The sequence below is a fragment of the Corynebacterium testudinoris genome, assembly GCF_001021045.1.
In the GTDB taxonomy this organism is placed as follows: Bacteria; Actinomycetota; Actinomycetes; order Mycobacteriales; family Mycobacteriaceae; genus Corynebacterium; species Corynebacterium testudinoris.
The window spans coordinates 453,203-465,821 of the sequence record NZ_CP011545.1; the positions used below are offsets into that span (position 1 = coordinate 453,203).

Annotated in this window: 15 protein-coding genes; all 15 read left to right on the top strand. The window is 63.3% G+C overall.

What is annotated here, in order from left to right:
- Positions 1-52 precede the first annotated feature (52 nt).
- The 15 genes from secY to CTEST_RS02295 all read left to right on the top strand — a co-directional run bounded on the left by secY (position 53) and on the right by CTEST_RS02295 (position 12,585).
- Positions 53-1,375: a preprotein translocase subunit SecY gene (secY, locus tag CTEST_RS02230; RefSeq protein WP_047252349.1), complete on the top strand. Its 1,323-nt coding sequence runs from the start codon at positions 53-55 to the stop codon at positions 1,373-1,375.
- Complete coding sequence (locus CTEST_RS02235; protein WP_047252350.1) at positions 1,372-1,917, top strand: adenylate kinase; 546 nt, start codon at positions 1,372-1,374, stop codon at positions 1,915-1,917. Before secY ends, CTEST_RS02235 begins: the two co-directional genes overlap by 4 nt.
- 108 nt (positions 1,918-2,025) lie before the next feature.
- Positions 2,026-2,820: a type I methionyl aminopeptidase gene (map, locus tag CTEST_RS02240; RefSeq protein WP_047252351.1), complete on the top strand. Its 795-nt coding sequence runs from the start codon at positions 2,026-2,028 to the stop codon at positions 2,818-2,820.
- Positions 2,821-2,924: 104 nt separating this feature from the next.
- The gene (locus tag CTEST_RS02245; protein ID WP_083985394.1) at positions 2,925-3,611 is read left to right on the top strand and encodes a L,D-transpeptidase; all 687 of its coding nucleotides are present in this window, start codon (positions 2,925-2,927) and stop codon (positions 3,609-3,611) included.
- A gap of 194 nt (positions 3,612-3,805) precedes the next feature.
- Entirely contained in the window at positions 3,806-4,024 is a 219-nt protein-coding gene (gene infA / locus CTEST_RS02250; RefSeq protein WP_003854422.1) for a translation initiation factor IF-1, read from the top strand.
- Between the two features lie 198 nt (positions 4,025-4,222).
- The gene (rpsM, locus tag CTEST_RS02255; RefSeq protein ID WP_047252353.1) at positions 4,223-4,591 is read left to right on the top strand and encodes a 30S ribosomal protein S13; all 369 of its coding nucleotides are present in this window, start codon (positions 4,223-4,225) and stop codon (positions 4,589-4,591) included.
- Between the two features lie 3 nt (positions 4,592-4,594).
- Entirely contained in the window at positions 4,595-4,999 is a 405-nt protein-coding gene (gene rpsK, locus CTEST_RS02260) for a 30S ribosomal protein S11 (RefSeq protein ID WP_047252354.1), read from the top strand.
- Between the two features lie 25 nt (positions 5,000-5,024).
- Positions 5,025-5,630: a 30S ribosomal protein S4 gene (gene rpsD / locus CTEST_RS02265; protein ID WP_047252355.1), complete on the top strand. Its 606-nt coding sequence runs from the start codon at positions 5,025-5,027 to the stop codon at positions 5,628-5,630.
- Between the two features lie 105 nt (positions 5,631-5,735).
- Positions 5,736-6,752, top strand: coding sequence for a DNA-directed RNA polymerase subunit alpha (locus CTEST_RS02270; RefSeq protein ID WP_047252356.1), 1,017 nt, complete (start codon positions 5,736-5,738; stop codon positions 6,750-6,752).
- A 45-nt stretch (positions 6,753-6,797) separates the two neighbouring features.
- Positions 6,798-7,295: a 50S ribosomal protein L17 gene (gene rplQ / locus CTEST_RS02275; RefSeq protein WP_047252357.1), complete on the top strand. Its 498-nt coding sequence runs from the start codon at positions 6,798-6,800 to the stop codon at positions 7,293-7,295.
- A gap of 98 nt (positions 7,296-7,393) precedes the next feature.
- Positions 7,394-7,567, top strand: coding sequence for a YgaP family membrane protein (locus CTEST_RS13225; RefSeq protein ID WP_083985395.1), 174 nt, complete (start codon positions 7,394-7,396; stop codon positions 7,565-7,567).
- 64 nt (positions 7,568-7,631) lie between these two features.
- Positions 7,632-8,492 (top strand): tRNA pseudouridine(38-40) synthase TruA, encoded by an 861-nt coding sequence (gene truA, locus CTEST_RS02280; RefSeq protein ID WP_047254161.1) that lies wholly within the window; start codon positions 7,632-7,634, stop codon positions 8,490-8,492.
- 98 nt (positions 8,493-8,590) lie between these two features.
- Entirely contained in the window at positions 8,591-10,840 is a 2,250-nt protein-coding gene (locus CTEST_RS02285; RefSeq protein WP_052844275.1) for a DUF6541 family protein, read from the top strand.
- Between the two features lie 48 nt (positions 10,841-10,888).
- The gene (eccB, locus tag CTEST_RS02290) at positions 10,889-12,118 is read left to right on the top strand and encodes a type VII secretion protein EccB (RefSeq protein ID WP_052844276.1); all 1,230 of its coding nucleotides are present in this window, start codon (positions 10,889-10,891) and stop codon (positions 12,116-12,118) included.
- Positions 12,119-12,156: 38 nt separating this feature from the next.
- On the top strand, positions 12,157-12,585 hold the full coding sequence (locus CTEST_RS02295) for a TIGR02611 family protein (RefSeq protein WP_047252358.1): 429 nt from the start codon (positions 12,157-12,159) through the stop codon (positions 12,583-12,585).
- Positions 12,586-12,619: the final 34 nt, after the last annotated feature.

Genomic DNA, 12,619 nt, shown 5'->3' on the forward strand with positions numbered 1-12,619 from the left:
CCCTCGCGTACCCTGATCGTTCGTGGTCAGGGATGTGGGGCCAGGAGGCTTAGTGTCCGCCATTATCCAGGCATTCAAGGATATCGATCTGCGCAAGAAGATTATCTTCACTGTGCTGATGGTCATCCTGTACCGCATCGGTGCGCAGATCCCTTCCCCGGGAGTGGATTACGCATCCATTAGCGGGCGGTTGCGTGAACTGACCCAGGAGCAGGGCAGCGTCTACTCGCTGATCAACCTCTTCTCGGGCGGTGCGCTGCTGCAGCTGTCGATCTTCGCCATCGGCATCATGCCCTACATCACCGCGTCGATTATCGTGCAGCTGCTCACGGTCGTCATTCCTCACTTCGAAGAATTGAAGAAGGAAGGCCAATCCGGCCAGACGAAGATGACGCAGTACACCCGCTACCTCACGCTGGCGCTGGCGCTGCTGCAGTCCGCGGGCATCGTCGCCCTCGCTGATCGTGAGCAGCTGCTCGGCCAGGGCATCCAGGTGCTCGTGTCTGATCGCAGCCTCTGGGACCTCATCATCCTCGTGACGGTGATGACCTCGGGTGCCATGCTCGTCATGTGGATCGGTGAGCTCATCACCGAAAAGGGCGTGGGCAACGGCATGTCCCTGCTCATCTTCGCCGGTATTGCGACCCGCCTGCCCACCGATGGCCTCAACATTCTGCAGACCTCAGGTGGCGTGGTCTTTGCCCTCGTGCTCGCCGCAGTCATCCTCCTAGTCGTCGGCGTCGTGTTCGTCGAGCAGGGCCAGCGCCGCATTCCGGTGCAGTACGCCAAGCGCATGGTGGGGCGCCGCCAATACGGCGGCACGTCGACCTACCTTCCGTTGAAGGTGAACCAGGCTGGCGTTATCCCCGTGATCTTCGCTTCGTCGCTCATCTACATGCCGGTCCTCATCACCGAGATCGTCAACTCCGGGTCGGCTGTCCCGGCGGATAACTGGTGGCAGCGCAACGTCATTGCCCACCTGATGACGCCGTCGTCCTGGCAGTACATCCTCTTGTACTTCATCCTCATCATCTTCTTCTCGTACTTCTACGTCTCCGTGCAGTATGACCCCTACGATCAGGCCGAGAACATGAAGAAGTACGGTGGATTTATCCCGGGCATCCGTCCGGGCCGACCCACCGCTGAATACCTTGGCTATGTCATGAACCGCCTGCTCTTCGTCGGTGCCGCCTACCTGGGCATCATTGCCGTGTTGCCGAACATTGCGCTCGACCTCGGCGTCGGTAATGCCAGCGCAGGAATGACGGCGTTCGGCGGCACGGCCATCTTGATTATGGTGTCGGTCGCCCTGACCACAGTGAAGCAGATTGAATCCCAGCTTCTCCAAAGCAACTACGAAGGACTGCTCAAATGAGACTCGTACTCCTCGGTCCCCCCGGTGCCGGCAAGGGCACCCAGGCCGCCCTCCTCTCCGAGAAGTTGGGCGTGCCCCACATCTCCACCGGTGATCTGTTTCGCGCGAACATCGGCGAAGGTACCCCCCTGGGGGTTGAGGCCAAGGGTTACATGGACGCCGGAAAGCTCGTGCCGACCGACGTCACCGCCCGCATGGTCGAGTCCCGTCTCGAGGAGGCTGACGCCGCTAACGGTTTCCTCCTCGACGGTTTCCCCCGCACGGTCGAGCAGGCCGACATCCTCGCGGAGCTGCTCGAGCGTCACGGCCAGCAGCTCGACGGAGTCCTGAACTTCAACATTGCGGAGGACGTTGTCGTCGAGCGCATGCTCTCCCGCGGCCGCGCCGATGACAATGAGGAGACGATTCGTACCCGCCTGGGTGTCTACCGCGACGAGACGGCTCCGCTCATTGATCACTACGGTGAGCACATCATCAACATCGAAGCTGAGGGGGAGGTCGAGGAGATCAACGCTCGCGCCCTGGAAGCCCTAGGTAAGTAAGCTTAAGACTCGCAGCCCAAGGTGGGGGCCGCTTTCCGCCCGGTGCATCGTCGCCGGAGGGAAAGTGGCCCCTTAGCCATTGGGTTAATTTTGTGAAGGAGACAGGCAATGGGATTTCGGAAGAAGAAAAAGGCCATTGTGGCCCGCACTGCCGGTGAGCTTGATGCCATGCAGGCGGCCGGTGAGATCGTCGCCGCCACGCTGCAGGCCGTGCGGGCAGCGGCCAAGCCCGGCGTTAGCACCTTGGAATTGGATGAGGTCGCGGAAGCAACGATCCGTGATGCCGGTGCCGTGCCCACCTTCTTGGGCTACAACGGGTTCACTGGTTCGATCTGCACCTCCCGGAATGAGGTCATCGTTCACGGAATCCCCAATAGTGACGAGCTCCTCGCAGAAGGTGACCTCGTCTCCATCGACTGCGGAGCCACCCTCGACGGTTGGATCGGGGACTCGGCCTGGTCTTTCGCCGTGGGTGAGGTAGACGGGGACGTCGACAAGCTCAATCGCGCCACGGAGTGGGTCCTCATGGAGGGCCTGAAAGCAATGGTGCCGGGCAATCGGCTCACCGATGTCTCCCATGCTCTTGAGGTAGCGACCCGGCAGGCGGAGAAGAAGTTCGGTGTCTTGCTGGGCATCGTCGATGGCTACGGTGGTCACGGCATCGGGCGGCAGTTGCATGAGGAGCCATACTTGGCCAATGAGGGCCGAGGTAACCGGGGTCCGCTTATTCAGGCCGGTTCGGTCCTGGCGATCGAGCCGATGTTGACGCTTGGCACCATCGAGTCGGCGGTGCTTGAGGATGACTGGACGGTGGTCACTCTCGATGGATCCTATGCCTCCCATTGGGAACACACGGTGGCAGCAACGGAGGGCGGTCCGCGCATCCTCACGCCACGCAAGTGACTGGTGTGACTAAGGGTGCGTATGGGGCACTAGCTGGGTAAACATTGGGAAACAACGTTCGCTGCGAGTCGAGAAACGACATACCCGTGTCATATACTCCACCCATGCGTTCATCTCTCAACCGCCGGATTGTCGGCGCCTTCGCCTCCCTGGCCACCGCCGCAGTCCTGCTCGTCGCCGCTCCGGGAATCGCCTCCGCTCAGCAACCGCTGAGCGACGGCTCCTCCCAAGCGACCGACGCCGCACGAGATGCCGCGTGGAACACGCGCAACACCATCCATGATGGGGTGAACGGCCTCCCGCCCGAGGCAGCCAACGCCATCCGCGGCGGCGTGGACAATGCCGTCAACGGCGTCTTCCCCGGCCTGGTCAGTGAGCGCACGGCGCCGGCACCAGTCGCAGCTCCGACCCCCGCCCCGGCACCGGTGCCCTCCTTCGACTACGGCCCCTGCCCGAAGGATGCCAAGGCCTGCATCGACCTCAACGGTCGCCGCACCTGGCTGCAGCGCGATGGTCAGGTCTACTACGGTGACGTCTTCCACGGCCCGGGCCGCGTCGGCTACGAAACCCCGCGTGGCACCTTCTACGTCAACCGCAAGGTGCGCCACGAGATTTCCTGGGAGTTCAACAACGCTCCCATGCCCTACGCCGTGTACTTCACCAACAACGGCATCGCATTCCACCAGGGCGATCCCAACATCCTCTCCCACGGCTGCATTCGCCTCAACGAGCGTGACGCCGCGAAGTTCTTCGCCGATCTCAACATCGGAGACAAGGTCTTCGTCTACTAATCGTCGTCAACATCGGCCGCACCCGCCGAAAATCCCCCGCCGACAGTCTTTTTTGACTAGCCCGGCGGGGTTTGGTATTTCGCGTGGAAACAGGTACAGTGTCCAGTTGGTGTATGGGCACTCGTCGATGCATCGTTCGTAGTTATGTAAATATGCAGGTGTCGCACTGAATTGACACCAGGAATGTGGAGGATATGGCTAAGGAAGGCGCCATCGAGGTTGAGGGTCGCATTGTCGAGCCCCTGCCGAATGCAATGTTCCGAGTCGAGCTCGACAACGGACACAAGGTTCTTGCTCACATCAGTGGGAAGATGCGCCAGCACTACATCCGTATCCTCCCCGAGGATCGCGTCGTTGTGGAGCTGTCTCCGTACGACTTGACCCGCGGTCGCATCGTTTACCGCTACAAGTAAGAACTAATCGCCTTCTCACCCCACGGCGTGCCCGAATGACCGCTTCACTGCGGTCGTGCGCGCTCACTTACCTTCGGCCACGGTGGCTGAAGCCTCGCGAATCACGATCCATCGCCCGGTCATCGGTCCGGACAAAGCATCGCTTGGCGGGGACGGGTGGGGAGAAAACCACCGTAACAACCCGAAAGGTACTGCCACATGGCACGTCTTGCTGGTGTTGACCTCCCGCGCAACAAGCGCATGGAAGTCGCACTCACCTACATTTACGGCATCGGCCCCGCCCGTGCCGCCAAGCTGCTCGAAGAGACTGGAATCTCTCCCGATCTGCGCACCGACAACCTGGCCGATGATCAGGTTGCCGCTCTCCGTGACGTCATCGAAGCCACCTGGAAGGTCGAGGGTGACCTCCGCCGCGAGGTCCAGGCTGACATCCGTCGCAAGATTGAAATTGGCTCCTACCAGGGTCTGCGCCACCGTCGTGGCCTGCCTGTTCGTGGCCAGCGCACCAAGACCAACGCTCGTACGCGTAAGGGTCCGAAGAAGACGATCGCCGGAAAGAAGAAGTAACACATGCCTCCGAAGACACGCTCTGGCGCACGCCGCACTGGCCGTCGCGTCGTAAAGAAGAACGTGGCCCAGGGCCACGCGTACATCAAGTCCACCTTCAACAACACCATCGTGTCCATCACGGACCCGCACGGTGCTGTCATCTCCTGGGCCTCTTCCGGCCACGTCGGGTTCAAGGGCTCCCGTAAGTCCACCCCGTTCGCTGCGCAGATGGCTGCTGAGTCCGCCGCCCGCAAGGCAATGGATCACGGCATGAAGAAGGTTGACGTTTTCGTCAAGGGTCCGGGCTCGGGCCGCGAGACCGCTATCCGTTCCCTCCAGGCCGCCGGCCTCGAGGTGTCCTCGATCTCCGACGTGACCCCCCAGCCGCACAACGGCTGCCGTCCGCCGAAGCGTCGCCGCGTCTAAACAGGGAAAGGAACAGTAACTTACTATGGCTCGTTATACCGGCCCCGTAACCCGTAAGTCCCGCCGTCTCCGCGTCGACCTCGTCGGCGGAGATATGGCCTTTGAGCGTCGCCCCTACCCGCCCGGGCAGGCTGGCCGCGCTCGCATCAAGGAGTCTGAGTACCTCCTGCAGCTGCAGGAGAAGCAGAAGGCTCGTTTCACCTACGGCGTCCTGGAGAAGCAGTTCCGCCGTTACTACGCAGAGGCTAACCGTCGTCCGGGCAAGACCGGCGAGAACCTGCTGGTTCTCCTCGAGTCCCGCCTTGACAACGTGGTCTACCGCGCTGGTCTGGCACGCACCCGCCGCCAGGCTCGCCAGCTGGTTTCTCACGGTCACTTCACCGTCAACGGCAAGAAGGTCAACGTCCCGTCCTTCCAGGTGTCGCAGTACGACATCATTGACGTTCGCGAGAAGTCCCGCAAGATGATTTGGTTCGAAGAGGCTCAGGACAACCTCATCGACGCCATCGTCCCGGCCTGGCTGCAGGTCGTTCCGACCACCCTGCGCATCCTCGTGCACCAGTTGCCCGAGCGCGCTCAGATCGACGTTCCGCTGCAGGAGCAGCTCATCGTCGAGCTTTACTCGAAGTAATACTTCCCACGACCGGCTTCTGGCCGGTCAGCGGGAGTCTTCATCCTCATCACCATCCCTTTTTCCAACGGCGTCAAATAGCGGACGTCGACAAAGGAGAGTTCCATGCTTATTTCCCAGCGTCCTACGCTCACCGAGGAGTTCATCGACTCCGCACGTTCCCGGTTCGTCATCGAGCCGCTGGAGCCGGGTTTCGGTTACACCCTCGGTAACTCACTGCGTCGTACCCTGCTGTCGTCCATTCCGGGCGCAGCTGTCACCTCCGTCAAGTTCGAAGGTGTTCTCCACGAGTTCACCACGATCAACGGTGTGAAGGAGGATGTCTCTGAGATCATCCTCAACATCAAGGGTCTGGTCCTGTCCTCCGACTCCGACGAGCCGGTGGTCATGTACCTGAGCAAGGAAGGCCCGGGAGCCGTCACCGCTGGCGACATTCAGCCGCCGGCTGGTGTGGAGATCCACAACCCGGATCTGCACATCGCGACTCTCAATGAGCATGCCAAGCTCGACATCGAGCTCATCGTGGAGCGTGGCCGCGGCTACGTTCCGGCTGCCACCACCGCTGGTGGAGGAGACATCGGCCGCATCCCGGTCGACCAGATCTACTCCCCGGTGCTCAAGGTCAGCTACAAGGTCGAGGCGACTCGTGTTGAGCAGCGCACCGACTTTGACAAGCTTGTCATTGATGTCGAGACGAAGAACTCCATCACTGCCCGCGACGCTGTCGCTTCGGCAGGTAAGACCCTCGTCGAGCTCTTCGGCCTTGCCCGTGAGCTCAACACCGCCGCTGAAGGCATCGAGATCGGCCCCTCCCCGCAGGAGACCGAGTACATCGCTGCTTACGGCATGCCGATCGAGGACTTGAACTTCTCCGTTCGTTCGTACAACTGCCTGAAGCGTCAGGAGATCCACACCGTCGGTGAGCTCGCAGAGTGCACCGAGTCGGACCTGCTGGATATCCGCAACTTTGGCCAGAAGTCCATCAACGAAGTGAAGATCAAGCTCGCTGGCCTGGGTCTGACGTTGAAGGATGCCCCTGAGGATTTCGATCCCTCCACCCTGGAGGGCTACGACGCTGAGACCGGCGATTTCGTCGACAACGACGCGGAAGATTCCGAGTAAAGCGCCCGTTCGCGCTCACCACATACGTAATCGAGGAGTACTCACATGCCTACCCCTAAGAAGGGCGCCCGTCTCGGCGGCTCCGCGCAGCACCAGAAGAAGATTCTGTCTAACCTCGCTGCTCAGCTGTTCGAGCACGGCGCAATCAAGACCACCGACGCCAAGGCCAAGGTCCTGCGTCCCTACGTGGAGAAGCTGATCACCAAGGCCAAGGACGGCTCTGTTGCCGCCCGCCGCCAGGTGCTCGCTGATGTCCCGCAGAAGGACGTCGTGGCTTACCTCTTCAATGAGCTGGCCCCGAAGTTTGAGAACCGTGAGGGTGGCTACACCCGCATCATCAAGCTGGAGAACCGCACCGGCGACAACGCCCCGATGTCTCAGATCTCCCTCGTTCTCGAGGAGACCGTGAGCAGCGAGGCTTCCCGCGCCACCCGCGCGGCTGCTTCCAAGCAGGCTTCCGAGGAGGAGGCTCCCGTCGAGGAGGCCACCACCGAAGAGGTCGCCGAGGAAGCTACCGAAGAGGCTGAGGTCGAAGAGAAGTAATTCTCTTAACCCAGTGCAGCGCCCTTTCCGCCACCAGGCGGGAGGGGCGCTTCTCACATCTCAGGCCATCGTGGGCGCGAGTCCCTAGGAAGGCCGCCATGAAGAGCAACGAGTCCGGCGTCGATCGTGGCATTCGTGCCGCGCTCGCCCTCGTCGCCGTTATCCTCGCTTTTACCATGACCAAGCCCAGCTCAGTAGTTGGCATTATCGTGCTGGTAGTGGCGGCTATCTTTGGTGTGACCGCCGCCGTCGGTTTCTGCCCGCTGTATTGAGTCCTCGGCTTGAGCACCTGCAAGACTAGCGGCCAGAAACCGGGGCGGTATCCTCGTGGTCACCATGGATACCGCCACCACCCGCCTGCGCCTTGACCTCGCCTACGACGGCACCGATTTCCACGGCTGGGCGCGGCAACAGCCCCAGGGTGGCGCGCAGCTGCGGACGGTGCAGGGGGTGCTGGAGGATGCGCTATCGCGCATTTTGCGTATCGACGTCGCTCTGACCGTCGCCGGCCGCACCGACGCCGGGGTCCACGCCGCCGGGCAGGTGGCCCACCTCGATGTGCCGTTAACGAGCCTCGACCAGCGCTCCATCGATGGCGACCCGCGGCGGTTAGTGCGGCGCTTGGGCAGGCTTCTGCCCGAGGATGTTCGCGTCCATGATTGTCAGATCGCCCCTGACGGCTTCGACGCACGTTTTTCCGCCCTGCGCCGCCACTACGTCTACCGGATTACCACTCATCCCCGTGGTGCCTTGCCCACGCGTTCGCGCGACACCGCCACGTGGCCCAAGCCCGTGAGCCTGGACACTATGCAAGACACCGCGGACTTCCTCGTGGGGCTCCATGACTTCGCGGCGTTTTGTAAGGCGAAGCCGAATGCGACGACGGTTCGCGATCTGCAGGAGTTCAGCTGGCGAGACGTCTCCACCCGTCTGGAACCACAACTCTACGAAGCCGAAGTCACGGCCGATGCCTTTTGCTGGTCCATGGTCCGTTCCCTGGTGGGGACGTGCCTGGCGGTGGGGGAGGGGCGTCGAGAAGCATCTTTTGCCAGCGAACTGCTGGCCGAGACGGCCCGCTCCTCCCGGGTGCCGGTAGCGGCGGCGAAGGGACTGAGCCTGGTGGGCGTGGACTACCCCGATGACGCGGAGTTAGCGGCACGGGCGGCGGTGACCCGCGACCGTCGCCACGCCCTTTGACAGGCGAGCCAGATAGGTGATGTCCGGTCCGTTCGTTACACTCTGTTGTGTCATATGGCCAAAGCCATGCCTAGAACAGGGAGCAAAGGCGGTCAAGGGTGGAGCTGTACCAGGTGGTACTCATCGCGTTCGTGTTTTACACGGCGCCGGGTGCCCTGCTGGGCTGGGTTTCCGGCCTCAAGCTGCCGTGGGCTCTGGCCTCCTCCGTGCCCGTCACCTTCGGCACCGTCGGGCTGGCCGCCTGGCTGCTGGGCCAATGGGACCAACGCTTTGAGGTCGGCTCGTACCTCCTCATCTTCTTCGGCTTCCTCGCCCTCGCCGCCGTATGGCGCGTGGGCTTCCTCCTCGTGCAGCGGCGTTCCCGTGAGCCAGACGAGTCAATGAAGGATCGCCTGCTGGCATCCAGCCGGCAGGGCGGAATCCTGGACCCTCGGTGGATCCTGCCCGCGACCGGCTCCCTCACGGCGATGTATCTGTTCTTCCGGCGCGGATTCGATTTCTTCGACGATGTTCCCCACCAACTAGAAAACATCCCGCAGGGCTGGGACGTCCACTGGCACGGGGCGATGATTCGCTGGATCATGAACGATGGGATCGCAGACCCCACCCGGATGGGCGAGCTCCGCAACCTGGAAACCGGAGCTGACCTCTACTACCCCTCGGGCTGGCACGCGGGTGCTGCGCTGGCCGGGGAGCTGGCACACCTCACGCCGATCGCGGCGCTCAACGTCGCCAACGTCATCATCCCCGGCATCCTCCTGCCGCTGTCGGTGGCGATGATCGCGTGGAAGATGGTGGGCAACCGCGGCCTCACCGCGCAGCTCGGCGCCGGTATCGCCGCCGTGGGAGTATTCGCCTCGCCGGTGCTGTACTGGATTGGCACCTACGTCGGCGCGTGGCCCTACCTGGCTGCCGTCGTCGCTTCCGGCATCGTCCTCGCCTTGTTCATGCACGTGCCCTACCGGCCGCAGGCAGCTTTCGCCGCGGCGCTGGCGCTCGGCGGCATGGTACAGATGCACCCCGCGGCCGTCACCATCGTCATCCTGGCGCTCGTGCTGTGGTGGCTGCTCTACCTCGTCTGGGTTCCCTCCCACCGCCGGGATACGCTGCGCGGTCGCATCCTCATCCGCCTGCGTGACATCGGCTGGCTCGCGCTGGCCGGAGGCGTCGGCAGCGCCGTCTTGCTGCCCCAGCTGCTGTCCGGCTCGGACTCCACGGAAGAGGTCGCAGCGTTCAGCGCGACCGAGGACGTCACCCGCGGCGAATCATGGACTCGTTCCTTCCTCATGCAGACCCGCCACACGGACATGTTCCCCGACTTCGACGTCCGAACGTTGCTCATCGCAGCTGCCATCGGCGCGGTGGTTCTTCTGGTCTGGCGCCGCAACTTCTGGGCCCCGGCCTTCTACCTCATCTCGGTGTGGATGACCGCCAACGCCCTCATGCCTTTCGATGAGCCCTGGGGTGACCTGCTCGGCTCCATCGGCAACCTGCACTACGCCACGCCGCACCGCCTCGTCATGCCGGTGGCCATGTTCACCTTCGCGGCAGCTGGCATTGGCATCGCCGCGGTGATCCGCCTCATCACCTTGGGCCCCATCCGAAAGTTCGCCCTCGGCTCGACGATCGCCTCCATCGTGCTGGGTATCGGCGCGGGCGCCGGCACCGTCGCCTGGGCCACCACCGACCGCGTGATGGATGGCGCCGCCTGGGCCGTGCAAGCCCCCCGCACCGACCAGCGCATGGTCTCCGACGTCGACCTCCGTGCCTTCGACTGGCTGGCACAGCAACCCCATGCCTACGACGGGCTCATCATGGGTGAACCCGCCGACGGACACGGGTGGATGTACGCCTACAACTCCTTGCCGTCGCTCAACCGCCACTACCAGTGGCCCGATGCCGCCCCGGACTCTGATACCTCCATGGCGTTTTGGCACGGCAACCTGCTCGGGGTGGGCAACCACGATGATCCCGATCAAACCAACGACGTTGATACCGCCGCCAAGAACCTCAAGCTCACCTACTACTTCATCTCCCCGGGCAGCTTCTGGGGCTTCCAAGTGCCCAACATCGACCTCATTGAGGGCCTGTGGCACGCCCCCGGCGTCACACCCGTCTACCACGACGAGAACGTGTTCATCTTCGCCGTCAACCAGGAGTTCACCGATGAACAACTGACGCAGATGCGTCAGCCCGGCAACTCCCCGTGGCAGCTGCCCCCGCTGAAAACTGATGAGTTGGGCAACCCCATTTTCCACCGGCCGACCAAACCCGACCTGGGCGGCGATAACCCGCTGGAGGTCCCCGATGGGGCCGCTCCGGTTGAGATTCCGGCCACCCGCCCTTAAGCTTCGCCTGTGAAGGATCCGGGGGGATCCGCCAAGGGGGAAAGTGGCGTGAAAACGCATGTGGTGCCCACAACTCGGGCACAAGTATCGGGGCATAAGTTCCTGCAACGCCGCGTCGAACACGGGCTGGTCCTGGGCGATATCCGGATGATCCACGACCCGCTGGGGTCCCGCCGCCGGGCTCTCATGTTTGGGTTCGTCGCGGTGGTCCTCATCAGCGTCGGGGCGGGCCTGCTCGCCTGGCTGCGGCCCGCCGCCGATCCGGGGGAAGAACCCATCCTCCAAACTGCGGACGGCGCGCTCTTCGTCCGCGTCGATGACACGGTCCACCCCGTAGCCAACCTCGTCTCCGCGCGGCTCATCGCGGGCACCCCGGCACAGCCGGCCCGCGTTGGTGCGCAGATCCTCGCCTCCTACGACCGCGGCGCGCCCCTGGGCATCCACCCCGCGCCCCTTCTGCTTGCCGACGCCCCCGTGTCCCCCACCTGGGCCGCCTGCACCAGCTCGTCGGGAGTCGACGTCCTCGCCGGAGTGGACACCGCCCCACTGGGTGGGCACCGCGCCGTCCTGGCCACCGGGGTGGGCAAAGACTGGCTGCTGACCAATGACGGCCGAGCCGAGTTGCCCCATCCTGATAGCCCCGACGGGCGGGTGATGCGGCGGGCCCTCGACATCACCTCTGATACCCCGCGGTGGGAACCGGAAGCACTGGTGTTGGGGGCAATTTCCGAGCTCACGCCGCTGCGCCTGCCCTCGCCGCTGCCCGATGACATCCTCACCGCAGAGCATCAATCATGGGCGCGATTCGGGGAAGCAATCACGCCGCTGACGGATGTCCAAGCCCGAATCCTGCGGGACATGGGCATCCGCACGTCCGCTATCGCCCGCAGCAGCCTCGGTGGCTACGCGGACGCCCCGGCGATCGAAGGCCTGCCGAGCATTGCCCCGGTGTGGGTCGATCCCATCGACGTTGACGTGTGTGCCGCGGGCGATGGGCACGTCCACACCCGCCTTGCCGGCGAGGAGGGCGGTGTCGCGCTCTCTGGGGAAGGCATCGCGGATCGGTTCTTCGGCACGGTCGGCGCCGCCATTGCCGTCGACTCCGGCCACGGGTTCCACGTCATCGACGCCACTGGCCTGCGGCACGCGGTCCCCGATGCAGCGACGCTGCACGCCCTCGGGTGGGAGGAACCCAGCCCCGCCCCCTGGTCCATCCTGCGACTGCTGCCCCAGGGCCCTGACCTCGACCAAGCGAACGCTCTCACCGCGACCTACTGAGCGGGGAACTCTCAGCGCAGATTGTCCGTTTATTTAGTATGGCAACAATGCGAGAGATGGTATCCGAGCGGGTGGAGAAGCTCTCCGCCACTCACGCCCGCACCAAAGAGGGAAAATACGGCTACCTCGTTCGCCCCCTGACGCTGGTGTTGGGTTGGACGATCCTCATCATCGGCCTCATCACCATTCCGCTGCCCGGGCAGGGCTGGTTGACCACTTTCGTCGGCGTGGGCATCCTCTCCCTCGAACAGAAGTGGGCGCACAACCTGCTCAGTAAAGGCGTCCATCTCTACGACCGTTTCTTCGCGTGGTTCCACCGTCAATCGGCGACGTCGCGGGTGACCATGGTTATCGCGCTCATCATCGTCATCTGGGTCGTATTCATCACCGTGTTCATGATCGCCTGGTCCAACGGCATGATCAACGTCGCCGACTCCTTCATGGCGGAGATCGGTTTCGGGCGATAGGTAGCGCGGCACCCCACTTTTGCCCATAACGGTC